The organism is Jezberella sp. (genome assembly GCF_964834465.1).
Genome location: NZ_CBAZRM010000003.1, coordinates 130,598 through 156,227, shown reverse-complemented (window position 1 = coordinate 156,227; position 25,630 = coordinate 130,598). Strand labels below are relative to the sequence as shown.

Below are 25,630 nucleotides of genomic sequence, written 5' to 3'. Positions count from 1 at the left end.
AAATGGCACGACGTTTTAAGCGAGGCCCCACGCCTCAGTCACTCGTTTAGACCTATCCGGTGCTGTGTTTTCCCTTTGATGACAAGCAAACGTGTCTCTAGTGAAAGTTTCTACTCGTCGCCTGAAGCTGCCCGAGTAAAGCGGTTTGATCTTCAAGCCGCCCCGCCAATAGGTGTCTGACCCCCTGAGTGCTTTGCCACACACCGATGACACCTAGTAAGGCTGATTGCAACAATTCACGCCGTTGACGGATTGCCAGCGTGGGTTGCACGATGATATTGACGCATCCTGTTTCGTCTTCCAGCGTCACAAAGATAACCCCTTTGGCAGTACTGGGCCGCTGTCTGACGGTGACCAACCCGCATGCCCTTGCCAATCGACCAGACGGATAGTCAGCCAGTCCACAAGCGGTGGCAAATCTAAGGGTTTGCAGGGTAGGGCGCAGTAATGCAATGGGGTGACGACCCAAGGTAAAGCCTAAATGACGATAATCAGCAACGACGCGCTGCGCTTCGCTAGGTTCGTTCAGCGCCACAGTCTCGGTCTCGACTATGACGGTATCTGCCAGTAAGTCGCGCTCTGGTTTAACGGCAGCTGCCTCCCAAGCGGCTTGATGGCGATGGCCGCTTAAGCTTTTGAGGGCATCGGCTTGAGCTAAAGTTTTTAAATCTGACGCTTCAAGTGTTGCTCGTTTGGCCAGATCCGTGAGATCAGTAAAAGGGCCATGTTCGCGCGAATGGACAATACGTTCTGCAGCCTCTTGCTTTAAACCACTGATTTGATTCAAACCGAGCAAGACACGCACACGCTGTTGACTGCTTTCTTGAGACGCCTTCGATTGAGCGTGCGTCAATGCTTCTGATGATGCAATGACTTTCGTCCTGACAAGCGTGCAATCCCAAGCACTATGCTGAACATCTACCGGGTCAATTTGAACCCCGTGACGCTTCGCATCTTGAATTAACTGAGCGGGTGCATAAAACCCCATGGGTTGCGAGTTCAGCAGGGCGGCGAGAAACGCCTCAGGTTCATGACATTTCAACCAAGCGCTGACATAAGCAAGCCAGGCAAAACTTGCCGCATGGCTCTCGGGGAATCCATACTCACCAAATCCTTCAATCTGTCTGAAAATTGCTTCTGCAAAAACATGTTCATAGCCCCGCGCAAGCAAGCCGTCGATGAGCCTTGTTCGAAACTGATCTACCCCGCCTTTGCGCTTCCAGGCGGCCATGGATCGACGCAATGCATCCGCTTCGCCAGCCGTAAACCCAGCCGCTACCATGGCAATCTTCATGACTTGCTCTTGAAAAATTGGTATCCCTAGTGTTCGCTTTAAGACTGACTCAACTGCTTTGCTCGGGTAAGTGATGGGTTCTAATCCTTGTCGACGCCTTAAGTAAGGGTGAATCATCTCGCCTTGAATAGGGCCGGGGCGAACAATGGCAACTTCAATCACTAAGTCATAGAAACAAGTGGGTTTTAATCGGGGCAACATGCTCATCTGCGCACGTGATTCAATCTGAAACACCCCCACCGTATCTGCTTTGCAAATCATGCTAAAAGTAGCCTGGTCATGATCGGGGATGTTCTGCATCGAGAAATGATCAAGGCCTCTACGCCATGCCACCCAAGTCAGTGCGCGTCTGATCACCGTCAGCATGCCAAGTGCCAGTACATCGACCTTGAGTAGCCCAACCGCATCAAGGTCGTCCTTATCCCACTGAACAACACTGCGATCCGCCATCGCCGCATTCTCGATGGGAACTAAACGCGACAAGGCACCTTTTGCCAACACAAATCCACCTGGGTGTTGCGATAAATGTCGAGGAAACCCCAGTAAAGCTTGGGCGAGCTCAGACCATTGCTGAGTCACCATTGACCCTCTATCTAGACCTGCCTCGATGAGTCGCTCAACCAGTTCTGCTTTGCCATCCCACCATTTATGGGATTTTGCAACCTTATCGATGATGTCCAGATCAATATTTAACGCACGTCCCGTATCGCGCAAGGCACTTCGCGGACGATACGAGGTCACCACGGCGGTCAACGCCGCGCGATGGCGTCCATACTTCTGATAGAGATACTGAATCACTTCTTCGCGCCGCTGATGTTCGAAATCAACATCAATGTCTGGTGGCTCATGACGTTCGCGACTGATAAAGCGCTCGAACAGTGAGTTGCCATTCGCTGGGTTCACCTCAGTGATCCCAAGGCAATAACAGACGGCTGAATTCGCTGCAGAACCACGCCCTTGGCACAGTATCTTGCGTTCTCGGGCAAACAAAATCAAATCGTAAACGGTTAAAAAATAAGCCTCATAGCGCAACTCATGAATCAGTGACAGCTCTTTTTCAAGTTGTGAACTCACGAGCGTTGGGATGCCTTCTGGGTAGCGGCGTGCTGCGCCCAACCAGGTCTGTTCTTTTAAATAAGATTCAAGCGTTTGACCCGCAGGAACGATTTCTTCTGGGTATTCATAACGCAACTCATCCAGAGAAAAGTGGCACATTTCAGCGATACGTATCGTTTCCCGCATGAGCTCTGGTGGGTACAAACCTGCCAATCTGCTACGAGTCCGCAGATGCTGCTCGGCATTCATGGCAAGTTCGTATCCGCACTGAACCACCGGTTTGCGTAAGCGGATGGCCGCCAATACATCATGTAAAGGCTTGCGTGAGCGCTTGTGCATTTCGACTTGACCGACGGCAACACAGGCGAGGCCATGTTGCTGAGCCAGTTGCAATACCTGCGCTTGATAGGCCTGTTCACGAGCACGGTGCAAACGCGTGATACCGATCCAGGCATGTGTTCTGAAATGATCTGCGAGCCAACGAATAGCGCCTTCGAGATCATGTTCATTTGCGGTAAGCGCAGGGATCAGAATCAACAAACAATCCTCGATTCCAACAATATCTTCTGGATGTAAGAGGTAGTGACCCTTATCAGCCCGTCTTCTTCCTAGGGTAATCAGATCGCATAAATTGCCATAGCCGTGACGCGTTTGTGCCAGTAAAACGATTTTGCAGTATTCGATAGATGGGTCTTCATGCCGGCGTAATAGAACTTCTGTTCCCACGATCAACGGTAGATCGTGCTTTTTGGCTTCGGTATGCGCTCGAACAACACCTGCCATCGAACATTCATCCGTGATCGCCAAGGCGTGATAGCCAAGCGCTGCTGCCTGAGCAACCAGACTTTCAGAGGAAGAGGCACCTCGTAAAAAAGAAAAATAGCTAAGACAATGCAATTCTGCGTAACCGGGCAAGATGGCTTTCATGGCACTATTCGTTCGTCAGGCAAATAAGCCGTGTAGAAACCAACGCACCGGATCAGTATCTCTTTCGCGATAAATCCAATAACGCCTCGCGTGCTTGTCTTGCGCAATAAAATAATCTCGTGCGGCCAGTGGCGCATCCCACCAACCTGACTCAATTCGCTCGGGCCCTTGTACAAGCTGTAACGGTGAACCAAAAACCGGCCTGTCTTTCAGCATAGACAGAGCGAGCGGTTTGGCGAGCAACCAAAAAGGTTGATCGGTGTTTTTAATTGATGGATGGCTTTTTTGTGTTGAGAGGCTGTGCGATTCAGAGGCGTGACTTCGGTAAGCATGCCAGCGGTTCGCCACTTCAGGGCGATAGTCACTCACCACCATCGGGTGTAAAACATTACTCGGTTCAATGCGCATTGCAATTAAATCCAGCAACCGACTAAGCTCAGCAGATTGACGACGTTTGTCGGCAAAGAGTGATCCATTGCCCGCAGGCAGAGGCGATTGTTCAATACTGACTAATTCAATGGCCACCGCCGGTGATTCGAACGCGTGTTTACTCAACTGTTCTTTGAGTAGCTTTGATAAATGCGCCATCAGCCACGCGGGTTCAGCAACAGAAAGCACGAGCTCGCTCGATGAATCTGCTTGCCGATATCGTTCGTGATAAAAAATAAACTTAAGCCGCAAAATAGCCGATTGCTTGGCTGCCAGCCACACGCATAAATTGCTCAGCATGAGGTCAATGACCCCTTGAATCGCAGCCGTGTTTTCAGCGCGATCCATCAGATCAATCTTTTGTCGAAATGACTCAGGTGCAACATAGGGCTTATATTTGAAGACAGCCTCGCCATAAGCCTGATCGAGTTCATCAAGCAACTCTGTGCTCGAGCGGCGCTTGAGCCCTGCGCGTGGCAATTGACGTAATTGTCCTAGTGTGTCGCAACCAATACTGGCAAGCCAATTTAAGTAGAGCGATGTTGCTGGCATGCTGACACAAGGCATTTGATTCAATGCACGATGCAGTTTGCTGAGGGTTAAAAATCGGCGAGGTGAGGGCGCGCTAGATTGCGCTAGTAACCAAGCGCCCATGGCACTTGGTGCCATACTTGTCGTGACCCTTAATTGCGCCGCTTTACAATCTACCTTTAGTTGCTTGAGTAAACATCGCGCGCCATTAAATAAATTCAAACTGCCTGCGACCTCGAGCAAAACCGTGTGATGCCTCTGTTGCGTGACGTTGGGTGTATAGCGCAAGGCGATCTGAGCAAGCCCATCCAATAAAGCTTGTTCAGCGGCTTGATTTCTATCGATCATGACACAATCCGGTGCGATGCCGATGGCGCTTGCGCGTCGCATGCCTTGCCGAATCCCCGCGTGGTAGGCCGCTGGCGTACACGCTTGGACAATGCCTTGTTCGATGACCGCAGCCATCTCAGGCTCGATGAGCCATCGTAGCCGCCAGCTGCTGAGGCTGGGTGCGATGAGGCGAAGACCAATCCAGTGTTCTTGCATGATTAGTTTCAATTCGAGTTTCGTCTGTGTCATACCAATTCAGGCGCACAGTTTGTTTGAGTACAGGACCACGCCGTTTGAACACCGATATTTCAAGGCCGCCCAAGATGGCATGAAGACTTAAACGCAAAGGTGCAGGCGACGCTTGATCTCTCGTCGTCATCGGACGGAAGGTTAAAAACAGACTCTCTGTGCCTTGTGCCAATAAATGCAATCGACGTAAATCAGCATGACGAATGGGATCCAACCAGCACAAAAGTGCTGCGCAATGATTGCTACGCAGAATCTGCTCGGCAATCCACGCTGAGTCTTTGGGTTTACGTGCTCTGATTTGTATGAGTTGGTCCGTAGGTAATTGCCACTTAGCCCAACACAGCGCATTGGGCTCGTAGGGGGGATTAAGCAGAATGACCGGACATGCATCGGTTTGATTCGCCAACAACTGATGCAACATGGGTCTGAGCAAACGCATCTCGCCAATACCAGGTTGCGCCAGCAGCAAATCAATCAGGGTGCCCTGAGGCCAACCACCACCGGGCAAAGACGCATCAAGATCCGAATAACCCGTACTGACGCACGGCCCGATGACGCCACCTATCTGTGAGCCGCGCCAGAGCGAGGGATGAATGGTTTCGGGTTGAATCAACATTAAAAGCCACCATTGTTATACTGTATAAATATACAGTATATAGTGACTTTTTGTTACTTCAATCAGGCCAGTCTATCCCCTGTGTCGACAACGATCTCGCCATCTTCTTTTGTAAACGGCCCAATCTTGGGCACGGGCAGCAGCGCTAACACTGCCTCAGAGGGGCGACAAAGTTTTACGCCAAGCGGCGTCACGACGATCGGACGATTGATCAAAATAGGGTGCTGCATCATGAAATCCAGCAACTGATCATCTGACCACGTGGGGTCTTCAAGCGTTAACGCTGCATAGGGCGTGCCTTTCTCGCGTAGCAACGCTCGTACTGGTATTTTCATGTCAGCCAGAAGCTCGATCAACCGTTGTTTCGTTGGTGGCGTGTTGAGATATTCAATAACGTTAGGCTCAAGCCCCGCGTGCTTGAGCAGGGCAAGCGTGTTTCTTGAAGTGCCACAGGCAGGGTTGTGGTAAATCGTGATGTTGTTCATCATGTCATGTAGAACGCGATTAATTAGCTATTGATCGGGATCACCGCAGATGGTGGGCAAATTAACTGATGGCTGACGAACTTGTGGGTGGTTTCACAGGCAATTGACCTAGCGCGCGATCTAGTCCCAACGCGACGCAACCGCCAACCAATTCAGCCAAGACGAAGCCCATGGCACTGCTTGGTGCAATGCCAGCAAAACTATCACTGAACATCCGTCCAAAGACGGCAGCTGGGTTCGCAAATGACGTTGAGGCAGTAAACCAATAGGCGGCGCCAATGTAGGCTGCGACCATGGCCGCAACGCGACTGCTTGGTGCACGCAAAATCACGAGTAACAAACCGCAGGTAGCAACGGTTTCAGCAACCCACTGGCCAGTACCAGTACGAACTTTAGTGGAAAATTGCAGAATACTCATATCAAACATGGCGTGCACAAGCCAAGCACCCAGCATCGCGCCCAGCAGTTGAGCAACCATATATGGCACCAGCAAATCGCGCCGCAGTGCACCTTTGTAAACCATCACCATGGAGACCACGGGATTGAAATGTGCCCCGCCAATCGGGCTAAAGACTTCAATCAAAATGTACAAACCACCAACGGTTGCTAGCGTGTTGGCCAGTAGTGCTAAACCATCGTTGCCACCGCACAGGCGTTGCGCCATGACCCCAGAGCCGATGACGACAGCGAGTAGCAAACAAGTACCTAACGCTTCTGATAAAAGCTGGTGAGATGTTTTGATCATGTGGTTACGCAGACTTGTCTTGGGGTTGATAAACAGGGATGACCACTGCAACAGTTTTCTGTGAGAAACGCAATGAGCTCATTCATGGCGTTGAAGTTGGCCGTATAAATCACGAAACGCCCCTCTTTACGAGCCGACACAATACCGGCATGTGCAAGTTCTTTCATGTGAAACGAAACCGACGAGGGCGCAATATTCGTTAAGTCACCGATCTTGCCCGCAGACATGCCCTCGGGTCCGACTTGAATGAGCGCTCTGAAGATCGCTAATCGTGAGTCTTGAGCAAGGGCGAGTAATGCGGTAATTGCTGATTTTGTTTCCATTATTTCAATTTTATTCGAAATATTGAATTATTGGATGAATCATTCAGTTTCTCAATGATCTTCGCCAATTGGCGGATGGTCAAAGTATCGCTGAGTTAGCTATCATCCGCCATCTACCGTCTTATGTTGCTCATGCAGCTGATTAAACCCTTGAATTGAAGTTATTTACTTTGTAAACAACAGCAACCGATTCATCATGGACTGATACCGCTAATGATCAAAAAATTCGATCAAAAAATCCCAGCACTGAATCGTGTTTGGCGGGTACGCCAAGACGGGCGCTGCGAGGTCATTGTCAAAGGTACTTGGTTAAGCCATCGGCTGATGAGTGCGGTGAGTGTTCATTCTGCGCTGCGCAATTTGACGCCCAATGAACATTACGTGCTAGCTCAAAAAGACGTTGAAGTCGGCTATGTGGTCATGGATCGTACTTGTGATCAGGGATTATTGTGCCGTCTCAACCGCTTAGATGCCGATGCGCTCAGGCAACGCGGCTACAACATCTCAACGAAGGACGAAGTCCGTTGGCATCCATTGCAAATCGGTGGGTGAATTTATTTTTCGGCGTGTGTTGTACGCCATTTGACTGTGCCAGTTGCATCACCCTCCGGATCAAAAGAACGTTCATACAGCATCACGGTGCCGTCCGTGTGAAACATGGCAACGGTTGTGCAACGCGTGCCATATGCTGAGCTGGTAATAAAGGGGCTACCTAACATTCGCTCACGTTCAATCCCGATGCCCGTGCATGGCAGTTCGTCGTCAGAGGGTGTTTGACGGTCATTCATCACCTTAAATAATATTTCAGGATCAGGGTCCGCATCAGTGACATCGATAGACTCAAGATGCGCGGCAACGGCTTGTCTGGTTTTGATAAGCTTGGGCCAAGGCGTTTGCAATTCAGCATTCGACAAACCAAACACGCCCGGCGTTAATTTTTGTGGCGATAGCGTTGATCTGTTGGAGACATACCAAAGTTCGCGCGCATCACCGATCAACAAGTTGAAACCATTGTAATGATTCATGCGGTCTTCAAGCGAACGTACATAGGATTGCGCGGAGTCCTCTGCAAGCAAAAAGGCTTCCGTTAATTGACCGCGTGACGGGGCATCAGGGATATTGCGACCAGGCTCACGGTAATTGGTCAAGAGCGCAATCTTGCCGGCCGTATTGACCCCCATCCAGGTGCCACCGCCCGTTAAGTCACGGCCAGCAATAATGGTTGGGTGATCCGTCCAACGGGCGACAGGACTTGCTTGTCTCGAATGAAACTCGTCTCGATTCGTCGCAATCACCAATGGCCAACGCGCAGAGCGCTGGTAAGCAATAACAGCGAGGCACATTATTCAGGCTGTATCCCAGCACCTTTGATCAACTCGCCCCACAGCACCAACTGATCAGCGACGAACTTAGCGAATTCTGGTTGCGGGCCGCTGAACGCGTCGAAACCAAGGTCAGCCAGCCGTGCTTTGACGTTGGGTTTACTCAGTACTTGATTAAATGCAGTGTTCAATTTGGCAACAACATCAGGTGGCATGTTGGCAGGGCCGACATACCCATTCCAGGACACCAGATCAAAATTCTTGACCCCACCTTCAAGCATCGACGCAAGATCAGGTGCCAGCGCACTGCGAGCAGCCGACGAAACCGATAGCGCTTTCAATTGTCCGCTTTTGACAAACGGTGCGCCTGACGCGAAATCGGTGAACATGAAGTCGACTTGTCCGCCGATGACATCTGTCATCGCTTGTGGTGTCCCCTTATAAGGGACATGAACCACATCGATCCCTGCGCGTGCACCAAGGGTGGCACCCGCCACGATCCCCGTACTGTTACCTGACGCATAGTTCATCTTGCCCGGACTTTTCTTGGCCAGTGCCACCAGATCTTGCACCGATTGGATAGGCAACTTTGGATTCACCACCAGCATAAACGGCAGATTGCCGCCTCGAGCAATCGGCGTGAAATCCTTGATCGGATCGTAAGAAACTGACTTCATCAACCAGGGCGCTGCCGATAAAGGCGTATTTGTTGCCACGAGCAGGGTGTAGCCATCAGGCTGGGCTCTTGCAACGAACTGGGCACCGATGGTGGCGTTGCCGCCCGCTTTATTTTCAACCACCACCGACTGTCCAAGAATGCTACTCAACTCGGTCGCAACAATTCGAGTAATCGCATCTGTCCCAGATCCAGCGGGGAAAGGTACCACCAAGGTGATCGCACGAGACGGGTAAGAAGATTGAGCGCTTTGGCTAAACGCGGGGTTAGCTGTCAATGCCATGACACCTAATAGACTTGCAACCGCCATACGCAAAAGAGATCGAGGCAAAGAAGAGATAGCAACAAGCATGATTTAATCCTTGGAAAAATGACGGATAACTCTTTCAGGAGATTCTTCGTAGGGTGGCGAATAAATCACCAGCACGCGAGCGGGCTCATCGCTGGTGACCGTAAATGAATGCGGTAAATCGGGCGGTAGAAAACAACAATCCCCGGCGACCATCCTGGCACGCTCACCGTTAACTGACACCTGCGCCGTGCCACTCAGCAGATAACATACCTGTTCAATGCCAGGATGGGCGTGGGGTAGGGCGCCTTGATTCTTCTCAATCTGACCAAGCAACACTTCGACATGTTTGGCGCCGACATTGGCTTGGCTGATCAGTCGTTTGTTCAAGGTACCCGTGTGGTTTGCAGGGTGATAGCCTACAACGTCTGCTTCTCTAACCAACCAGGGTGGAACAGGATCTGATTCGATCGTCATCACGTTGTCCTTGAAATAAATGATCCGAGTTGGGGGATTTTACATATTGTTACCTCTGATCCGACCGTCTAGTCCAAAGTGACTTGAGCCTCACTGGTAAAATTCAGTCTTGATCGTTGGAAGAGCGAACGTATCCGAATGCAACACCATGTTCCCAGTGAAGACTCATCTCTTGACGAATGGCTAACCTATCTTGAGCAACTTCACCCTAACAGCATTGACATGGGGCTCGCTCGAGTCAAACAGGTCGCAGAGCGGCTCGATTTAGAAACCTCTGCCATCAAAATTGTGGTGGGTGGTACCAATGGCAAGGGTTCTACTTGCGCCATGCTTGAGGCAATCTTGCTTGCTGCGGGTTACAAAGTAGGGCTTTATACCTCTCCCCATTTAATCAAATTCAACGAACGAGCCCGTATTAACGGCAAGATTGTTAGTGATAGTGACTTCGTCACCGAGTTTGCGCGTATTGAGGCTGCTCGGCAGGGCGTATCGCTCACTTATTTTGAATTCACGACGCTCGCGGTGCTGGCGATGTTTAACAGGGCCAAACTGGATGTCATGGTGCTTGAGGTCGGGCTAGGTGGTCGACTAGATGCAGTAAATATCGTTGATGCAGATTGTTCGATCGTCACCAGTGTCGATATTGATCATGTCGAATGGCTTGGCAACACTCGTGACACGATTGGCAAAGAGAAGGCTCACATCTACAGATCAGGTAAACCCGCTATTTGCAGCGACCCATCGCCGCCTCAGTCGCTACTCGATTATGCCGCGAGCATCGGTGCAGATCTGTGGTTATTTGGTCGCGATTTCAACTACTCTGGCGATCGGCAACAGTGGGCATTTGCGGGGCGTGCGCAACGACGCAATGCCATGGCTTATCCCGCGCTCAGAGGGGCCAACCAGTTGCTTAATGCATCTGCCGCGTTGGCGGCACTCGAGTCGCTACGAGACCGGCTATCAGTACCGCAGCAAGCAGTGAGGCTGGGCTTTCTGCAAGCATCACTTCCTGGCAGATTCCAACTATTGCCCGGGCAGCCGTTGACGATTCTGGATGTCGCTCATAACCCACATGCGGCAGCCGTCTTAGAGAAGAATCTCGGTAACATGGGCTTTCACCCCTACACCTATGCTGTGTTTGGCATGCTGTCAGATAAGGATGTCGAGGGGGTCGTCAAACACCTCGCTCATCGCATTGATTTTTGGTTCTGTGCTGGATTGCCTGGCCCCAGAGGCTTGACGGGCCAACAACTGGCGCAACGAGTGCAAGAAACCCTGGCGACAATGCCAGAGGCGCCAGCAGAAAAACCGACGATTACCTCGTTCGATACCGTTGAGCTTGCTTATGCTCAAGCGAAAGTCAATTGCAAGGTGGATGATAGAATCGTAGTATTCGGATCGTTTCTAACGGTTGCTGGTGCGATAGAGAAGGTAACGGCGTAAATATATGGGATTGTTTTCCAGAAAAGAAGGTTCTGCGAGTCGCAAGCCGGCTGCGAAACCACGACCCTCGGTATCGAGTGAGGCTCAAGCTGCTGAACTGAGGGTGCGGGCTAGGCGCAGGCTTGCAGGTGCCGTTGCGCTGGTGCTTGCGGCGGTCGTGGTTTTGCCCATGTTGTTAGATGCCGAGCCACAGTCCGGCGCAGATAAGATCACGGTCAAAATCCCCCGCCAAGATTCTCCGTTCCAACCTAACTTAAGTGATCCAGCGCCCGTCGCCTCCAACGGTGCCGCGGGAAATGTGTCTAGCCCCCAAGCCTTGCCAAGTGCTGAAATGGCGGCTGCCGCAGCGACAGCAAATGCGCCTGATGCGCCCCCCAGTACTGTGCCCGATGCCGTCGTTGTTCCTCCTGCGGCAGTTAAGCCAGAGGTCAAAAAGACCGCTGAACTAAAGCCTGTTCCAGCTACTCAAAAAGAAAAAGAGGCAAAAGAGACCAAACCAACGAAAGAAACTGCCCGTACTGATGATGGCAGCCGAGCACTCGCCTTGCTTGAGGGGCGAGCCCCGAGTACTTCGGCAACTGCGAACACAGCAGAGACCAATAAGGCAAGCGCCGTGGCGCGTGGCCCGACCAAGGCTAACTTTGTGGTTCAAGCCGTATCGCTTGACGTGCAATCCGACGCTCACGCCCAGCGCGACAAACTGGTGGCCCAAGGTGTCAGTAATGCATATGTCGATGGCCCAGCCGAGGTGTCCGGTAAACAGTATTATCGGGTGAGAGCGGGGCCGTTTGCGACAAAAGAATCTGCCCAGGCAGCGCAAACCCGCCTGCGAACGCTTGGCTTTGGTAACGCGTATATCATTCCGCAGTGACTGGCTTCGACTTCGTCCTGCTTGCTGTTCTTGGCGTTTCCGCCATTCTCGGCTTGATCCGAGGGTTATTGAAAGAAATCTTGTCTCTCGTTGCCTACGCCTTGGCCTTTCTTGCGGCGATTTGGTGGGGGCCGGCAGCAACAGATTTGCTTGAAGCATGGGTCAGTCAGAGTATCGTTAGGATGGCATTGGCCTATATTGGTATTTTTGCTTGCGTCTTGTTGCTTGTTGGGTTGGTCAACATGACATTACATGCGTTAATCAGCAAGACAGGTTTGACGCCGGCTGATCACGGTTTAGGTGCGCTGTTCGGCCTTGTTCGAGGGGCACTTTTTATATTACTGTTGGTGACGATTGCTGGTTTCACCCCATTGCCCAATGAGGTCTGGTGGAAAAACGCCATGTTTTCAACCCCAGTGGTGCATGTCGTTCAAGAAATCAAGAGACGCGTGCCGGTGACGTTTCAAAGCTGGTTGCCTTACTAATTCAGTTGCTATTCATTTTTCATCACAGGATCAACATATGTGCGGAATCGTTGGGGTCATTGGACGTGGTCCAGTCAATCAGCTGCTCTACGATAGTTTGTTGTTGTTGCAACATCGCGGCCAAGATGCAGCTGGGATTGCGACCTCAAACGGCAATCATTTCAATATGTATAAGGCCCACGGGTTAGTGAGAGATGTGTTCCGCACCCGCAATATGCGCTCTTTACCCGGTACCAGTGGTATTGGCCAAGTCCGTTATCCAACGGCCGGATCGAGCGACAGCGTAGAGGAAGCGCAACCTTTTTATGTCAACGCCCCCTTCGGTATTACTTTTGCCCATAATGGCAATTTAACGAATTGGCGCGAATTACGTGAGTCTTTATTCAGAATCGATCAGCGGCATATCAACACCAACTCTGACTCAGAAGTGTTGCTCAATGTACTTGCTCATGAATTGCAGACCGCGGCCAATGGCGTTACCTTGGATGAAGGGGCGATCTTTCGTGCAGTGAAATCCGTGAATCAACGGGTGAAGGGCGCTTACGCGGTGATCTCCCAGATTTCAGGTTACGGGCTTTTAGCGTTCAGAGATCCGAACGGTATCCGGCCGTTGTGTCTGGGTCGCTTCGACGGCCCAGATGGGGTTGAGTGGATGGTGGCGTCTGAATCGGTTGCCTTAGAGGGGACGGGGTTTGTCTTCGTTCGCGATATTCTTCCGGGCGAGGCCGTGTTTATTTCGCTCGATGGCAAAGTGTCGAGTCAGATGTGTTCCGAAGGGGCGATACACGCTCCCTGTATCTTTGAATATGTGTATTTTGCTCGCCCCGACTCGGTGTTAGAAGGTGTCTCAGTTTATGGTGCTCGACTGCGCATGGGTGAATACTTGGCCGACAAATTGGCCCGTAACCTGCGGCTTGGTGACATCGATGTGGTAATGCCCATCCCTGATTCATCCAGACCCGCAGCGATGCAGTTGGCAGCGCGGTTGAATCTGAATTATCGCGAAGGTCTCATTAAGAATCGCTATATTGGCCGTACCTTCATCATGCCTGGCCAGTCAGTTAGAAAAAAATCTGTCCGACAAAAACTCAACACTATCGGTCTAGAGTTCAAGGGCAAGAATGTTTTGCTCGTTGATGACTCGATCGTACGAGGCACGACCAGTCGCGAGATTGTTGATATGGCTCGAGCGGCGGGTGCAAACAAAGTCTACATGGCGTCTGCTGCGCCCCCAGTGCGTTATCAAAACGTGTATGGCATCGATATGCCCACCCAGAACGAGCTGATTGCAACGGGCCGGGATAATGATCAGATAGCCAAACTGATTGGTGCAGATGCGCTGGTGTATCAAGATATCGATGCCATGGAGCGATCGATCACCGACTTAAATCCAGCCTTGAGGCAATTCGACACATCCTGTTTCACGGGCGAATATATCACTGGCGATATCACCCCAGCCTACCTTGAACAGCTTGGTCAATCTCGCAAACATTCTCAAGAGGACTCGGGTGGCTTACTCTTCAATATGGGGTACGCCGCCGAAGAAAACTAGCGTTTGATCATCGGCAGGTCGTGCTAACGGATCGCTCGTTTGTTAAACGACCTGACCGTGATAACGGTCGCCAACACACCAAGCAAGCCAAAAAGTATCAAACTCCAGTCAGAATAATCCAACCCTAACACACGAACGACTGCATCCGCGCAACTGGCATAAATCCCAAAAAACCACGGAAAAACCTCGTCAAGCCCTGAGCTGCTAATGAGTTTATCGGCGAAGCCGAGACGACAAGAAAAGGTTTTTGCAGCAAAATGGGTTTGATACCAAGCAGCCGCGATGCCTGCAAAAGACAGTGCAAGGATGACAAGCCCTGCCGGCAGCGTTGACCATCTTTTGTAGGGTGTGAAAGTCAGCATGGCTGCGATGAGGCCGATGACGGAATAGATCAGTCTTTGCAAGACACACCAAGCGCACGGCAGCAGACCGAAGATATGTTGAGAAACGAGCGCCGCACTGAGCCCGGCGAGACATAACATCGAGATCAACGCGAATATTTTTTTTTCAAGCAGCATTTTTTAAAGTCTCAGAAAGTGCATCAAGCAGGGATCGTTCAAATTGTCGTTGAGTTCGCGGTTGTTGCAAGCATTCTCCACTGATAACAAAAACGTCTTCTACTCGATCGCCTAGGGTCATGACTTTTGCGGTTTGTACCGAGATCCCATACGCGACAAAACTCTCAGCAATGTTGCTCAACAGCCCCCGCCGGTCGGTGGCGGTAATCTCTAATCGCCAGCTCTGGCTTCCCTCGTCTGGATACATCTGCACCAGTGGAGGAACAGGGAACGCTCTTGAGATTCTCGACGTTCGCGCATCTAAAAGGTGTTGAGGTTTGGGCAACGTGCCGTCGTTCATCTGAAGCTGTAACGCTAGTTCATGTTCGACCATTGGTGCCAAAGTGCGCAATTCTTCAGATTCAACAGCTGGCATCACCACAAAACTGTCAAGCGCATAGCCACGACGTGTGGTGTGAATCTTTGCGTCAAGAATACTCATCGCTTTAGCACCAAAAAACAAGCAAATCCGAGCAAAAAGATCTGGCATGTCTTTGGTGTAGACCATGACTTCAAGGCCTTCATCACCCGTTGTCGGACGAGCCTTGACGATGACTTGGTCGGTTTGAGATTGGTAGTTGAGATGTCTTGTATGCCATGCGATATCGCTTGCGTCATGGCGTAAAAAATAAGCAACGTCCAGTTGATCCCAGAATCGCTCACGATTCTCGTCCGGGATACCGGCCAGATTAGTGAGACGAATGGCCTCGGCTGTGCGTCGCTTCAGCACAGAGTTCGAAGCTTGTGGTTCTGCACCGAATAACGCAAGTGTCGACTGAAAGAGGCTTTCCAGTAATTTGCCTTTCCAGGCATTCCAGACCTTCGGACTGGTGCCTCTGATATCTGCGACCGTTAAGAGGTACAACGCAGTTAAGTGCCTCGCATCTTTGACTCTCGTCGCAAACGCTTGTATGACATGAGGGTCAGACAAGTCTCTTTTTTGCGCCACTTGCGACATCTGCAGGTGCTCGGACACCAGAAAAATGACCAGTTCGGTATCGGCTTTATCGAGACCGTGCGCGCTCGCAAACCGTTTTACCTCGATTGCACCCAGTTCAGAGTGATCACCACCGCGCCCTTTTGCAATATCGTGAAAGAGTGCGGCCACGTATAACAGCCAGTGACGCTCAAAACTCGCCACGAGTCGCGACGCAAGTGGATACTCTTGAGCGTGTTCTGGCATGGTGAAGCGTCGAAGGTTACGGATAACCGCGAGGGTGTGCTGATCGACTGTGTACACATGAAACAAATCATGTTGCATCTGACCAACGATACGTCTGAAAGGCGGCAAATATCTCGGCAAGATATTCAACATGGTCATTCGGCGTAGCGCGTGTACCAGCCCTTGCGGTTGTTGAAGAATCTGCAGAAACGTCTTTTTATTTTCTGGGTCGCGTCTGAACTTGGCATCAATCCGATGTCGGTTGTGCCAAATGGCTCGCAACGCGCGGCCCGTTAAACCGTCAATCTCTGGATGTTGTTGCATCACCAAAAAGACTTTCAACAAGAGAGCGGGCGTCTGTTCGAAAATACTGTCGCGCGAAATATCAATCCGATTGTGTCTATTGACGAAATAGGCATCGATAATGCGAACATCATGCTCAGGTGTGGGGAACAGCCGTTCTTCGAGATTCTCGACCAGTAAGGTGTTGAGCTGCGTGACCAGACGGGCGGCCCAGTAATAGCGTTGCATGAGAATTTCGCTAGCGCGTCTAGTCTGGCTCGCTTCGATGCCATAGGCAAGGGCGAGCCCATGTTGCAAGTCAAAGAGCAGTCGATCTTCCCGGCGCTTGGTCAACAGATGTAACTCGATACGCAGTCTTTTGAAAGCTTGCTCGGCTCGCCGTAAATCTCGACCTTCTTTGGCTGTCAATAAACTTGCTCGGGATATCTCTTGCCAGCTTTTGCCAAAACCCGCGGCTCTCGCCATCCACATAATGACCTGAAGGTCTCTGAGGCCACCGGGTGATTCTTTGCAATTCGGCTCAAGCGAGTATGGGGTGTCTTGATAGCGAGCATGTCGCTGTTGCATTTCGGCACGTTTGGCCTGAAAGAATTTGCGTGCATCAATGCGTGCGGTCATTGCGGCAGCAAACCGTTTGACAAGCGAACGACTGCCTGCAACCCAGCGGTTCTCAAGCATTGACGTCTCGACCGTGATATCCGCACTCGCCTCGGTTAAGCACTGATCGATCGTTCGCACACTGTAACCAGGTTCTAAACCGATATCCCACATTGCCGCGACAAAAGTGCGCAATAAATCCTCTTCGGCGGGGTTTGGATCGCGTGGCAACAGGATCAAAACATCTACATCTGAATAGGGATAGAGTTCACCGCGACCGTAACCTCCGACGGCGGCCAAGGCGGCGCCTCGTGGTAACGGACAGGCTTCAAGCAGACGGCTAAGAGCTTGGTCTGCAGCACGCCGTAACGACACCAGCAATCGATCTGAAGCCGATTTTGTGCGGTATTCAGCAATGGCGAGTTCTCGTGCGCGCTGAACCTCTTTCGCAATGTCCCTGATGGCCTGTTGATCGTCCATGCGCCTTAATGTTGCTGAGCAAAGGTAGGTTGAGCGGGCATCCCCTCTGAGACGGTTAATACTTCGAAACCCGTTTCAGTCACGAGAATGGTGTGTTCCCATTGTGCTGAAAGACTGTGGTCTCTGGTGACGACAGTCCAACCATCGGCCAGCTGGCGAATTTCACGTCTTCCTGCATTGATCATGGGCTCGATGGTAAAAATCAACCCGGGCTCAAGCTTGGGGCCCGTACCAGGTTTGCCGTAGTGAAGCACTTGAGGTTCTTGGTGAAACTTTTGACCGATCCCGTGGCCACAAAACTCGCGCACGACCGAGAAGCCGGCTTTTTCCGCATGCTTTTGAATGGCATGACCAATGTCGCCCAAGGTATTGCCAGGTTTTACTTGGTTAATGCCCAACCACATGCACTCGTAAGTTGTCTCGGTTAATCGCTTGGCCAAGATGGATGGCTCTCCGATGTAGTACATCCGGCTGGTGTCACCAAACCAGCCATCTTTGATGATCGTGACGTCGATGTTCAACACATCGGTGTTTTTTAACACTCGATCGCCGGGCACCCCATGACAGACTTGATGGTTAATCGAGGTGCAAATGGCACCAGGGAAGGGCGGATAACCCGGTGGTGCGTAGCCAACTGTCGCGGAAGTGACGTGTAAGACTTCCGTTAAATATTTCAGGCAAAGTTGATCAAGTTCACCGGTTGTTACCCCTGCTTTGACATATGGGGTGATGTAATCCAGTACTTTTGCGGCGTCCTGACAGGCGGCTCTCATTTTGTCGAGATCTGCTTTATTTGTAACTAAACCCATGGCGACTTGAACATTAGTGGTGAAAGATAGTAGAATTATAGGCTTACCTAGTTTTTTTATTGGTATTTGTACGATGTTTAATCTGCTTGGCGCAGATGAATCAACGTGACAAAAACCCTAATCGCGTGTTGGGCAACCAGGGTGCTTGGCTGTTACAGATGATGTACAGACAGGTGCAAGCCCAATACCAGACACAACCCTCGGAGCAATACCTATTATGTCGTTAATGCGCGAAATGCTTGAAGCCGGTGTGCACTTTGGTCATCAGACCCGCTACTGGAATCCAAAAATGGCCCCCTTCATTTTCGGCCATCGTAACAAAATTCACATCATCAACCTCGAAAAAACGGTTGCCAACTACCAAGACGCGATCAAGTTTGTCAAGCAAACGGCTGCTAAAGGCGGCACAGTCTTGTTTGTGAGCACCAAGCGTGCGGCTCGCGAAATTATTGCTGAAGAAGCAGCCCGTGCTGGGATGCCTTTTGTTGATAGTCGTTGGCTTGGCGGCATGCTGACCAACTTCAAAACCGTCAAGAGCTCAATTAAGCGCCTGAAAGACATGGAAATCATGGCTGCTGAAGGTGGTACTGAGCGTTTGACGAAAAAAGAAGGCTTGATGTTCCAGCGTGAACTCGACAAGCTGAATAAATCAATCGGTGGCATCAAGGACATGAATGGCTTGCCAGACGTGATCTTTATTATCGACGTAGGCTATCACAAGATTGCTGTTGCTGAAGCAACGACATTGGGTATCCCAGTGGTTGCCGTCGTTGATACCAACCACTCGCCCGATGGCATCGATTTCGTGATTCCCGGTAATGATGACTCTGCCAAGGCAATTGCACTCTATGCAAAAGGTGTTGCCGATGCGGTGCTCGAAGGGCGTGCGCAAAATCTGAATGGCTTAGTTGAAGAACTGGCGGTTGATGAAGAGTTTGTTGAAGTAGACGACGAACAAGCCTAGTTGGCTGTTGTCGTACTCGCCGGTCCGTGCACCGGCTAGCAGTAACCCCTCACCCCGGCGTTTGTTCGGGGTGCTTTTTGTAAAATTCCAGGAGCAAACATGGCCGAAATTACCGCTGCAATGGTTAAAGAACTGCGCGAGAAAACAGATGCACCCATGATGGAGTGCAAAAGAGCGCTCTCCGAGGCAACCGGCGATATGACCAGGGCAGAAGAGATTCTTCGCGTCAAACTGGGTAGCAAGGCGAGCAAAGCCGCCACACGCGTGACGGCCGAAGGCCTGATTGGTTTGTTTATCTCCCCAGACGCGAAACAAGGCGCCGTGATTGAAGTGAATTGCGAAACAGATTTCGTTGCCAAAAACGATGATTTCGTGGGTTTCGTCAATGATCTGGCAAAACTGATCGCAACCTCGGATCTCGCCGATGTTGCAGCGGTTGCTGCTGCGCCGATGGGAGACGGCACCGTCGATTCCATCCGTACTGCGTTGATTGGCAAAATTGGTGAGAATATTTCTATTCGCCGTTTTCAGCGTTTTGTGACGGGTAATAAGCTGTCGAGCTACGTTCACAGTGGCAAAATCGGCGTATTGGTGGATTACTCGGGTGCTGATGAAGTCGGTAAAGACCTGGCCATGCACATTGCGGCGACCAAGCCTCGTGCGGTTGATGAGACGGGTGTTTCAGAAACAGACAAAGAGGCTGAGCGTTCAGTTGCTCGTTTGAAAGCTGCTGAATCCGGGAAGCCAGCTGAAATCGTCGAAAAAATGGTCGAAGGTTCAGTCCAGAAGTTCTTGAAAGAAGTTGCGTTGACGTCACAGCCTTTCGTCAAGAACGACAAGCAGTCGGTCGCCCAGATGCTCAAAGAGAAAAACGCTGCTGTGGCGAATTTTGCTCTGTTCATCGTTGGCGAAGGGATTGAAAAAAAGACGAGCGATTTTGCTGCTGAAGTTGCTGCGGCCGCTGCCGGGACTGCTTAACCTGTCTTGGCTGACCCCACGCTACGACAGTGGGGTCGCAATCGTCTAAACTTCATTCACCCATATTTCTCGCGAGATAGCCGCCATGACCAGCAAGCAACACAAAAGAACGTTACTTAAATTGTCTGGCGAAGCGCTCATGGGGGATGATGCCTTTGGGATCAATCGAAGCACCATTGTTCGAATGACAGAAGAGGTCGCTGAAGTGGTTGCGATGGGTGTGCAGCTTGCGATCGTGATTGGTGGCGGTAATATTTTCAGAGGCGTTGCCCCTGGTGCGCAAGGGATGGATCGCGCGACGGCCGACTATATGGGCATGATGGCAACGGTGATGAATTCGCTGGCGCTACAAGATGCCCTGAAACATCGGGGTGTCGATGCAAGGGTTCAGTCGGCGTTGAATATCGAGCAGGTCGTTGAACCCTATATTCGTCCTAAGGCTCTGCGTTATCTCGAAGAAGGAAAGGTCGTTATTTTTGCTGCCGGCACCGGCAATCCGTTTTTTACAACAGACACGGCTGCTGCACTTCGGGGCGCAGAAATCGGTGCCGAGATTGTTTTAAAAGCGACAAAAGTTGACGGGATTTACACCGCTGATCCTAAAAAGGATCCGTCCGCTACTCGCTATCATAAAATCTCGTTTGATGAGGCAATCGGTAAGCGTCTTGAAGTCATGGATGCGACCGCCTTTGCGCTCTGTCGAGATCAAAAACTCCCTATTCGCGTGTTCTCAATCAATAAGCCAGGTGCGCTCAAAAGAGCGGTGAGTGGCGAGGATGAGGGCACGTTGGTACACGTATAAAGGAAACTCCATGAGTGTCTCTGATATTCAACAATCTGCCGAATCTCGCATGGGTAAGTCGATCGACACCCTGAGAGCAAATCTTGCGAAAATTCGCACGGGCCGAGCCCACGCAGGCATTTTGGATCACATACAAGTTGAATACTACGGTTCACCGGTGCCTCTCAGCCAAGTGGCGAACGTCAACTTGCTTGATGCAAGAACGCTGAGCGTGCAGGTGTGGGAAAAGCACATGGGCTCAGTGGTTGAAAAAGCCATTCGTGATTCAGATTTGGGATTGAATCCGATCGGGATGGGGGACAACATCCGAGTTCCGATGCCTGCACTCACTGAAGAGCGTCGTCGCGACTTGGCGAAGGTAGTTAAATCCGAGGGCGAAGATGCAAAAATCGCCATTCGCAATCTTCGTCGCGATGCTAATGAAGCACTCAAAAAACTGGTGAAAGACAAAGAGATTTCTGAAGATGACGAGCGTCGATCACAAGATGTCGTTCAGAAGATTACCGACAAGTGTGTCGTCGAAGTTGATAAGTTAATCGTGCAGAAAGAAGCAGAGATCATGACGGTTTAATACCGTCCATCGATATGGCGATCAGCTCAACGCGAGAAGTACCGGTGACGTCTGAAATCCCACGACATATTGCGATCATTATGGATGGCAATGGTCGTTGGGCGACACAGCGCATGTTGCCTCGAACCGTCGGACACGCGAAAGGCGTTCAAGCCGTGACTCGCACTGTCCAAGCATGCGGCAGGCTTGGTGTTCGGTATTTAACACTATTCGCCTTCAGTTCTGAAAACTGGAGACGGCCTGTCGACGAAGTATCCATTTTGATGCGCTTGTTTATTCAAGCACTCGAAAAAGAAGTTAAAAAACTAGAAGAACAGGGCATTCGTCTGCATGTGGTGGGTGATACGTCGGCGTTCGAACCCCGATTGCAAGAACTCATCGCTCAAGCAGAGGCAGCAACAGCACACAATGACACGCTTCATCTGAGCATTGCAGCAAATTATGGCGGGCGTTGGGATATCTTAAACGCCACTAAAAAAATGATTGCCGCTGAACCAGGGCTGGCCCAGCAACCTGAGTTAATTGACGAAAGTGCGCTATCGAAACATCTGGCGATGTCTTGGGCACCCGAACCCGATTTGTTTATAAGAACGGGGGGCGAACAGCGTATTTCAAATTTTATGATTTGGCAGATGGCTTACACAGAGCTCTATTTTACGAATTGCTATTGGCCCGATTTCGGCGAAGATCAGATTCTGGAAGCGTGCGAATGGTATCGCCATCGAGAGCGTCGTTTTGGTCGAACCAGCGAGCAGTTGACGTCTTCGGTTGCACGCTGACCCATGCTGAGACAACGGGTCATCACCGCAGTTGTTCTACTTGCCATTCTTGCCGGCACATTGACGACACCCAGTGTTTGGCCGTTGTTGATTTTCTTATGCATCACCTGCGCTTGCGGTTGCTGGGAGTGGCTTCGTTTGACGATGAACCAGCCGAGCTGGTTTGCTCGACTCACCGCTTGTGTCTTATTGATTACCAGTCTTTTTCAAGCCAGCGTCTGGGTTGCCGATCCGCATGCGGATGCCGTGTTGCTAGAAGCACTGGTGTTAGCTTGTGTGATGGCGTGGGGTGCTTTGGGCGTGCCAGCCGTCGTTAAAGGCGATGTCTCTGCTTGCCCGCGGTCTGTTGGATGGACGACGTTTGGCGTGATTGCTTTAGCGGCAACTTGGTCGTGTTTAGCTGTGCTCTTTCTTGAACGAGGCGCGCTTTACCTGTTCTCGCTGTTGGTGGTGATCTGGGTGGCAGATATCGCGGCCTATTTCGGCGGCAAGGCCTTTGGACGTCGCAAGCTTGCCAGCCGAATCAGTCCGGGCAAGACGATTGAGGGGGCGTTGTTTGGTGTGATTGCCGTCGTGGCATGGGTCATCATTTCGGCACAATGGCCCCATACCTTCGGTGCTGAACTCGTTCGGGTTTGGGGGGGTGTTGCTGCGACCGGGTTCGCCGTGCTACTCGCAGCCCTGTCCATCGTTGGGGATTTATTTGAGTCATTGCTCAAACGCCGTGCGAACGTCAAGGACTCGAGTCATTTGTTACCCGGACACGGTGGGGTGCTGGATAGAATCGATGCTGTGATTGCAGTGGTTCCGCTCGCTTTCGCGTTGACCGAGTTTCTATGAAAAAAATCGCATTGGTCACTGTTCTTGGGTCGACTGGATCGGTTGGTGAAAGTACGCTCGATGTGATTGCCCGGCATCCAGATCGTTTTGGGATTTATGCGCTATCTGCCCATAGTCGGATCGAGGCACTCGCCGCTCAATGCGCCAAGACAAGGGCTAAGGTCGCTGTTGTGCCAGACGATGCAGCACGCCTCAGATTTATCGATGTCTGGCCCTCTGCGATCGAGATGCCAGAGATTCGGGTTGGTGCCAAAGCGCTCGAAGAAACGGCTGCAGATGCTGAAAGCCCGATTGTGATGGCTGCCATTGTTGGTGCGGCAGGGTTGCCATCTGCCTTGGCAGCAGCCCGTGCCGGCAAGCGAATTCTTTTGGCGAACAAAGAGGCACTCGTGGCAGCGGGGCATCTGTTCATGAATACGGTTCGCCAGCATGGGGCTGAACTGTTACCCATCGACAGTGAGCATAATGCGATCTTTCAATGTCTGCCTCAAAACACTCGAGCCAATGCGCCCAGCACGTCACCCATAGGCGTGCGCCGCCTTGTATTGACTGCCTCCGGGGGGCCGTTTCGATTGACCAAGCTCGACGCGCTTGCGTCTGTGACACCTGATCAGGCATGCGCGCACCCCAATTGGTCGATGGGTAGAAAAATTTCTGTCGACTCTGCAACCATGCTAAATAAAGGTCTTGAAGTGATCGAGGCACACTGGCTGTTTGCAATGCCTGCAGAGAAAATCAGTGTCGTCATTCATCCTCAAAGTATTGTCCATTCAATGGTTGAGTATGAAGATGGGTCTGTGGTTGCTCAACTGGGTCTACCGGATATGCGCACGCCCATCGCTTATGGTCTTGGTTTTCCCGATAGGATACCTTCTGGTGTCGGCGCGTTGGATCTTGTGGGGCACGGTCGATTAGATTTCGAGGCGCCTGATTTACGAAAATTTGAATGCTTGCAATTGGCTTTTTCGGCTTTGGCCGCTGGGCAGGGCGCTTGTATTGCATTAAATGCCGCCAATGAAGTAGCGGTTGCCGCTTTTCTGGATCGCGGGCTGAAATACTTGGATATACCGAGAGTGATACACAAAACCCTAGAGGGGTATAGTGCTCGTGACACCTCTGCGCCAAATAGCTTGGACGATGTCTTGGCACTCGATCAGCGGGCGAGGTTGGACGCTGAACATTTTGTTACCGAGTCACTGTTAACATCACATTAATCGCGCAGCGCAGACCAATGACAACGCAGGTGACAGGCTTACGTAATTTATGATGACTATCCTTGCTTTCTTTGTCACGCTGGGCGTGCTCATCACTTTCCACGAGCTGGGTCACTATTCTGTCGCTCGCGCTTGTGGCGTGAGTGTGTTGAGATTTTCTATTGGGTTTGGCAAGGTTTTATTTAAGCGAACCGATAAACACGGTACAGAGTGGGCTGTTTCGATGATCCCGCTTGGTGGCTATGTCAAGATGCTCGAAGAAACTGCCGTTAACGCCCCTGCTCAAGAATTCAAACGTGCATTCAATAATCAGCCAATTGCAGCCCGGTTCGCTATTGTTGCTGCGGGGCCTGTCTTTAATTTGGTGTTGGCGGTGGCGCTCTACGCCGGTTTGAATTTGGTCGGTGTCAAAGAGCCGTTGCCAGTACTGTCGGTGATCGAGCAAAACACGGCAGCGTCGCGAGCAGGCTTACAGATGGGCGACCGAATTACTGCAGTCAATGAGGTGGGGACGCTTTCTTGGGGCCAAGTCCGCTATCAACTGGTGCAGGCAATTTCCGACGGTGGTGAGGTTGATCTGAAGATTGACCGCCAGGGGTTAGCACTCACCAAACATATTCAACTCGAGCTCTCACGTGATTCGGTGAATAGCGATCCTTTGAGCACAGCGGGCTTGCGTCTGAGTCAGGGGAGACCTGTCATCAACGCGGTTACTGCCGGCAGTGCTGGTGAACTTGCTGGTTTGCGGGCAGGCGATAAGGTTCGGTCCGTGGGTGATTTGCATGACCCAGATGTCGCTCAGTTCATAGACTTTATTCAGGCCAAGCCAGAACAGTTAGTGCGTTTGACGATCGAACGCGACGGTAACAAAATCAATGTCGATGTTCGCCCACGACGCGAATTGCTTGAAAATGGTTCGGCTGCCGGACGCATTGGCGTTCAACTATCTGGGGATGCTGGCCACGCCTTGGTTCAATATGGTTTAGTGGACAGTATTTGGCAGGCCCTTATTCGTACACGAGAGACTGCCGTTTTTTCTGTCAAAATGATGGGTAAGATGATTATCGGCCAGGTCTCTTGGCGCAACGTGAGTGGCCCCCTGACGATTGCAGATTATGCGGGTCAAACGGCAAAACTGGGTTGGTCGCCTTACATTAGTTTTCTGGCGCTCATTAGCATCAGTTTGGGTGTTCTTAATCTGATGCCGATCCCGATGTTGGATGGCGGATATCTGCTGTACTATCTGATCGAGATTATCAAAGGCAGCCCGCCGCCAGAGAAGCTGCTGCTTCTCGCTCAAAAGGCAGGGATGGGCTTGTTGGCTTGTTTAATGGTACTCGCTCTTTTTAATGATGTTGTGCGTCTTTTAAGTTAATCCAGTTCTAGCTTAAAATCCGTACTTCCGCTTAGTCGATTTCTTCTTTAGACGTACTCAAAGGTTATCCAGGATGTTCGCCAGCCGTAAGTGTTTCAG

25 protein-coding genes are annotated in these 25,630 nt (G+C 51.2%); 13 read left to right on the top strand and 12 right to left on the bottom strand.

The window, feature by feature from the left end; all coding sequences use genetic code 11:
* Window positions 1-97: 97 nt before the first annotated feature.
* The 6 genes from AC1W8Y_RS03430 to AC1W8Y_RS03405 all read right to left on the bottom strand — a co-directional run bounded on the left by AC1W8Y_RS03430 (window position 98) and on the right by AC1W8Y_RS03405 (window position 6,985).
* Window positions 98-3,277 carry an error-prone DNA polymerase gene (locus AC1W8Y_RS03430; RefSeq protein ID WP_482013065.1) on the bottom strand — a complete coding sequence of 1,060 codons (3,180 nt, stop codon included), beginning with the start codon at window positions 3,275-3,277 and terminating at the stop codon, window positions 98-100.
* Between the two features lie 15 nt (window positions 3,278-3,292).
* Window positions 3,293-4,783: a Y-family DNA polymerase gene (locus AC1W8Y_RS03425; protein WP_482013064.1), complete on the bottom strand. Its 1,491-nt coding sequence runs from the start codon at window positions 4,781-4,783 to the stop codon at window positions 3,293-3,295.
* Window positions 4,704-5,432: a translesion DNA synthesis-associated protein ImuA gene (gene imuA / locus AC1W8Y_RS03420; protein WP_482013063.1), complete on the bottom strand. Its 729-nt coding sequence runs from the start codon at window positions 5,430-5,432 to the stop codon at window positions 4,704-4,706. Before imuA ends, AC1W8Y_RS03425 begins: the two co-directional genes overlap by 80 nt.
* Before the next feature lie 62 nt (window positions 5,433-5,494).
* Window positions 5,495-5,917 carry an arsenate reductase (glutaredoxin) gene (gene arsC / locus AC1W8Y_RS03415; protein WP_482013124.1) on the bottom strand — a complete coding sequence of 141 codons (423 nt, stop codon included), beginning with the start codon at window positions 5,915-5,917 and terminating at the stop codon, window positions 5,495-5,497.
* 61 nt (window positions 5,918-5,978) lie between these two features.
* Window positions 5,979-6,662 (bottom strand): aquaporin, encoded by a 684-nt coding sequence (locus AC1W8Y_RS03410; RefSeq protein WP_482013062.1) that lies wholly within the window; start codon window positions 6,660-6,662, stop codon window positions 5,979-5,981.
* Window positions 6,659-6,985: an ArsR/SmtB family transcription factor gene (locus AC1W8Y_RS03405; RefSeq protein ID WP_482013061.1), complete on the bottom strand. Its 327-nt coding sequence runs from the start codon at window positions 6,983-6,985 to the stop codon at window positions 6,659-6,661. The genes AC1W8Y_RS03410 and AC1W8Y_RS03405 overlap by 4 nt, the downstream gene beginning before the upstream one ends.
* A gap of 213 nt (window positions 6,986-7,198) precedes the next feature.
* Between AC1W8Y_RS03405 and AC1W8Y_RS03400 the strand changes: the two genes are divergently transcribed.
* Window positions 7,199-7,537 (top strand): hypothetical protein, encoded by a 339-nt coding sequence (locus AC1W8Y_RS03400; RefSeq protein ID WP_482013060.1) that lies wholly within the window; start codon window positions 7,199-7,201, stop codon window positions 7,535-7,537.
* Between the two features lie 2 nt (window positions 7,538-7,539).
* On the opposite strand, the gene AC1W8Y_RS03395 is transcribed toward AC1W8Y_RS03400, so the two are convergent.
* From AC1W8Y_RS03395 to AC1W8Y_RS03385, 3 genes are read right to left on the bottom strand one after another with little or no spacing between them, the layout of a single operon-like run.
* The gene (locus tag AC1W8Y_RS03395) at window positions 7,540-8,328 is read right to left on the bottom strand and encodes an NRDE family protein (protein WP_482013059.1); all 789 of its coding nucleotides are present in this window, start codon (window positions 8,326-8,328) and stop codon (window positions 7,540-7,542) included.
* On the bottom strand, window positions 8,328-9,335 hold the full coding sequence (locus AC1W8Y_RS03390; protein WP_482013058.1) for a Bug family tripartite tricarboxylate transporter substrate binding protein: 1,008 nt from the start codon (window positions 9,333-9,335) through the stop codon (window positions 8,328-8,330). Before AC1W8Y_RS03390 ends, AC1W8Y_RS03395 begins: the two co-directional genes overlap by 1 nt.
* A gap of 3 nt (window positions 9,336-9,338) precedes the next feature.
* Entirely contained in the window at window positions 9,339-9,749 is a 411-nt protein-coding gene (locus AC1W8Y_RS03385) for a cupin domain-containing protein (protein ID WP_482013057.1), read from the bottom strand.
* A gap of 138 nt (window positions 9,750-9,887) precedes the next feature.
* Between AC1W8Y_RS03385 and folC the strand changes: the two genes are divergently transcribed.
* The 4 genes from folC to purF are packed head-to-tail and all read left to right on the top strand — an operon-like array spanning window position 9,888 to window position 14,100.
* On the top strand, window positions 9,888-11,192 hold the full coding sequence (gene folC / locus AC1W8Y_RS03380) for a bifunctional tetrahydrofolate synthase/dihydrofolate synthase (protein WP_482013056.1): 1,305 nt from the start codon (window positions 9,888-9,890) through the stop codon (window positions 11,190-11,192).
* A 4-nt stretch (window positions 11,193-11,196) separates the two neighbouring features.
* Window positions 11,197-12,063, top strand: a complete 867-nt coding sequence (locus AC1W8Y_RS03375) for an SPOR domain-containing protein (protein WP_482013055.1) — start codon at window positions 11,197-11,199, stop codon at window positions 12,061-12,063.
* Entirely contained in the window at window positions 12,060-12,548 is a 489-nt protein-coding gene (locus AC1W8Y_RS03370) for a CvpA family protein (RefSeq protein ID WP_482013054.1), read from the top strand. Before AC1W8Y_RS03375 ends, AC1W8Y_RS03370 begins: the two co-directional genes overlap by 4 nt.
* A 37-nt stretch (window positions 12,549-12,585) precedes the next feature.
* Window positions 12,586-14,100 carry an amidophosphoribosyltransferase gene (purF, locus tag AC1W8Y_RS03365; RefSeq protein ID WP_482013053.1) on the top strand — a complete coding sequence of 505 codons (1,515 nt, stop codon included), beginning with the start codon at window positions 12,586-12,588 and terminating at the stop codon, window positions 14,098-14,100.
* A 23-nt stretch (window positions 14,101-14,123) separates the two neighbouring features.
* Here purF and AC1W8Y_RS03360 read toward each other — a convergent pair whose 3' ends face one another.
* Genes AC1W8Y_RS03360 through map form a run of 3 tightly spaced genes read right to left on the bottom strand, consistent with a single transcriptional unit; the run spans window position 14,124 to window position 18,008 of the window.
* A complete protein-coding gene (locus tag AC1W8Y_RS03360; RefSeq protein WP_482013052.1) occupies window positions 14,124-14,618 on the bottom strand; it encodes a disulfide bond formation protein B in 495 nt (164 codons plus the stop codon).
* Window positions 14,608-17,199, bottom strand: a complete 2,592-nt coding sequence (locus AC1W8Y_RS03355) for a [protein-PII] uridylyltransferase (protein ID WP_482013051.1) — start codon at window positions 17,197-17,199, stop codon at window positions 14,608-14,610. The genes AC1W8Y_RS03360 and AC1W8Y_RS03355 overlap by 11 nt, the downstream gene beginning before the upstream one ends.
* Window positions 17,200-17,204: 5 nt before the next feature.
* Window positions 17,205-18,008 carry a type I methionyl aminopeptidase gene (gene map, locus AC1W8Y_RS03350; RefSeq protein ID WP_482013050.1) on the bottom strand — a complete coding sequence of 268 codons (804 nt, stop codon included), beginning with the start codon at window positions 18,006-18,008 and terminating at the stop codon, window positions 17,205-17,207.
* Window positions 18,009-18,225: 217 nt separating this feature from the next.
* On the opposite strand from map, the gene rpsB reads away from it, so the two are divergent.
* The 8 genes from rpsB (at window position 18,226) to rseP (ending at window position 25,531) form a co-directional block, all read left to right on the top strand.
* Window positions 18,226-18,972: a 30S ribosomal protein S2 gene (gene rpsB, locus AC1W8Y_RS03345; RefSeq protein WP_482013049.1), complete on the top strand. Its 747-nt coding sequence runs from the start codon at window positions 18,226-18,228 to the stop codon at window positions 18,970-18,972.
* Between the two features lie 99 nt (window positions 18,973-19,071).
* Complete coding sequence (gene tsf / locus AC1W8Y_RS03340; protein WP_482013048.1) at window positions 19,072-19,950, top strand: translation elongation factor Ts; 879 nt, start codon at window positions 19,072-19,074, stop codon at window positions 19,948-19,950.
* A gap of 85 nt (window positions 19,951-20,035) precedes the next feature.
* Window positions 20,036-20,752, top strand: coding sequence for a UMP kinase (gene pyrH, locus AC1W8Y_RS03335; protein WP_482013047.1), 717 nt, complete (start codon window positions 20,036-20,038; stop codon window positions 20,750-20,752).
* A 10-nt stretch (window positions 20,753-20,762) separates the two neighbouring features.
* A complete protein-coding gene (frr, locus tag AC1W8Y_RS03330) occupies window positions 20,763-21,323 on the top strand; it encodes a ribosome recycling factor (protein WP_482013046.1) in 561 nt (186 codons plus the stop codon).
* A 14-nt stretch (window positions 21,324-21,337) separates the two neighbouring features.
* Complete coding sequence (uppS, locus tag AC1W8Y_RS03325) at window positions 21,338-22,102, top strand: polyprenyl diphosphate synthase (protein WP_482013045.1); 765 nt, start codon at window positions 21,338-21,340, stop codon at window positions 22,100-22,102.
* Window positions 22,103-22,105: 3 nt separating this feature from the next.
* Window positions 22,106-22,942, top strand: a complete 837-nt coding sequence (locus AC1W8Y_RS03320) for a phosphatidate cytidylyltransferase (protein ID WP_482013044.1) — start codon at window positions 22,106-22,108, stop codon at window positions 22,940-22,942.
* The gene (locus AC1W8Y_RS03315; protein ID WP_482013043.1) at window positions 22,939-24,156 is read left to right on the top strand and encodes a 1-deoxy-D-xylulose-5-phosphate reductoisomerase; all 1,218 of its coding nucleotides are present in this window, start codon (window positions 22,939-22,941) and stop codon (window positions 24,154-24,156) included. Before AC1W8Y_RS03320 ends, AC1W8Y_RS03315 begins: the two co-directional genes overlap by 4 nt.
* 49 nt (window positions 24,157-24,205) lie before the next feature.
* The gene (gene rseP / locus AC1W8Y_RS03310) at window positions 24,206-25,531 is read left to right on the top strand and encodes an RIP metalloprotease RseP (protein WP_482013042.1); all 1,326 of its coding nucleotides are present in this window, start codon (window positions 24,206-24,208) and stop codon (window positions 25,529-25,531) included.
* Window positions 25,532-25,630: the final 99 nt, after the last annotated feature.

Excerpts from the sequence above, each read along its gene's own strand:
- AC1W8Y_RS03320 (WP_482013044.1), top strand. The coding sequence starts at position 22,106 with ATGCTGAGACAACGGGTCATCACCGCAGTTGTTCTACTTGCCATTCTT.
- map (WP_482013050.1), bottom strand. The coding sequence starts at position 18,008 with ATGGGTTTAGTTACAAATAAAGCAGATCTCGACAAAATGAGAGCCGCC.
- arsC (WP_482013124.1), bottom strand. The coding sequence starts at position 5,917 with ATGAACAACATCACGATTTACCACAACCCTGCCTGTGGCACTTCAAGA.
- purF (WP_482013053.1), top strand. The coding sequence starts at position 12,586 with ATGTGCGGAATCGTTGGGGTCATTGGACGTGGTCCAGTCAATCAGCTG.
- rpsB (WP_482013049.1), top strand. The coding sequence starts at position 18,226 with ATGTCGTTAATGCGCGAAATGCTTGAAGCCGGTGTGCACTTTGGTCAT.
- AC1W8Y_RS03410 (WP_482013062.1), bottom strand. The coding sequence starts at position 6,662 with ATGATCAAAACATCTCACCAGCTTTTATCAGAAGCGTTAGGTACTTGT.
- AC1W8Y_RS03425 (WP_482013064.1), bottom strand. The coding sequence starts at position 4,783 with ATGCAAGAACACTGGATTGGTCTTCGCCTCATCGCACCCAGCCTCAGC.
- tsf (WP_482013048.1), top strand. The coding sequence starts at position 19,072 with ATGGCCGAAATTACCGCTGCAATGGTTAAAGAACTGCGCGAGAAAACA.
- AC1W8Y_RS03360 (WP_482013052.1), bottom strand. The coding sequence starts at position 14,618 with ATGCTGCTTGAAAAAAAAATATTCGCGTTGATCTCGATGTTATGTCTC.
- uppS (WP_482013045.1), top strand. The coding sequence starts at position 21,338 with ATGGCGATCAGCTCAACGCGAGAAGTACCGGTGACGTCTGAAATCCCA.
- AC1W8Y_RS03375 (WP_482013055.1), top strand. The coding sequence starts at position 11,197 with ATGGGATTGTTTTCCAGAAAAGAAGGTTCTGCGAGTCGCAAGCCGGCT.
- AC1W8Y_RS03400 (WP_482013060.1), top strand. The coding sequence starts at position 7,199 with ATGATCAAAAAATTCGATCAAAAAATCCCAGCACTGAATCGTGTTTGG.
- AC1W8Y_RS03405 (WP_482013061.1), bottom strand. The coding sequence starts at position 6,985 with ATGGAAACAAAATCAGCAATTACCGCATTACTCGCCCTTGCTCAAGAC.
- AC1W8Y_RS03395 (WP_482013059.1), bottom strand. The coding sequence starts at position 8,328 with ATGTGCCTCGCTGTTATTGCTTACCAGCGCTCTGCGCGTTGGCCATTG.
- AC1W8Y_RS03430 (WP_482013065.1), bottom strand. The coding sequence starts at position 3,277 with ATGAAAGCCATCTTGCCCGGTTACGCAGAATTGCATTGTCTTAGCTAT.
- pyrH (WP_482013047.1), top strand. The coding sequence starts at position 20,036 with ATGACCAGCAAGCAACACAAAAGAACGTTACTTAAATTGTCTGGCGAA.
- AC1W8Y_RS03390 (WP_482013058.1), bottom strand. The coding sequence starts at position 9,335 with ATGCTTGTTGCTATCTCTTCTTTGCCTCGATCTCTTTTGCGTATGGCG.
- AC1W8Y_RS03385 (WP_482013057.1), bottom strand. The coding sequence starts at position 9,749 with ATGACGATCGAATCAGATCCTGTTCCACCCTGGTTGGTTAGAGAAGCA.
- frr (WP_482013046.1), top strand. The coding sequence starts at position 20,763 with ATGAGTGTCTCTGATATTCAACAATCTGCCGAATCTCGCATGGGTAAG.
- rseP (WP_482013042.1), top strand. The coding sequence starts at position 24,206 with ATGATGACTATCCTTGCTTTCTTTGTCACGCTGGGCGTGCTCATCACT.
- imuA (WP_482013063.1), bottom strand. The coding sequence starts at position 5,432 with ATGTTGATTCAACCCGAAACCATTCATCCCTCGCTCTGGCGCGGCTCA.
- AC1W8Y_RS03355 (WP_482013051.1), bottom strand. The coding sequence starts at position 17,199 with ATGGACGATCAACAGGCCATCAGGGACATTGCGAAAGAGGTTCAGCGC.
- AC1W8Y_RS03315 (WP_482013043.1), top strand. The coding sequence starts at position 22,939 with ATGAAAAAAATCGCATTGGTCACTGTTCTTGGGTCGACTGGATCGGTT.
- folC (WP_482013056.1), top strand. The coding sequence starts at position 9,888 with ATGCAACACCATGTTCCCAGTGAAGACTCATCTCTTGACGAATGGCTA.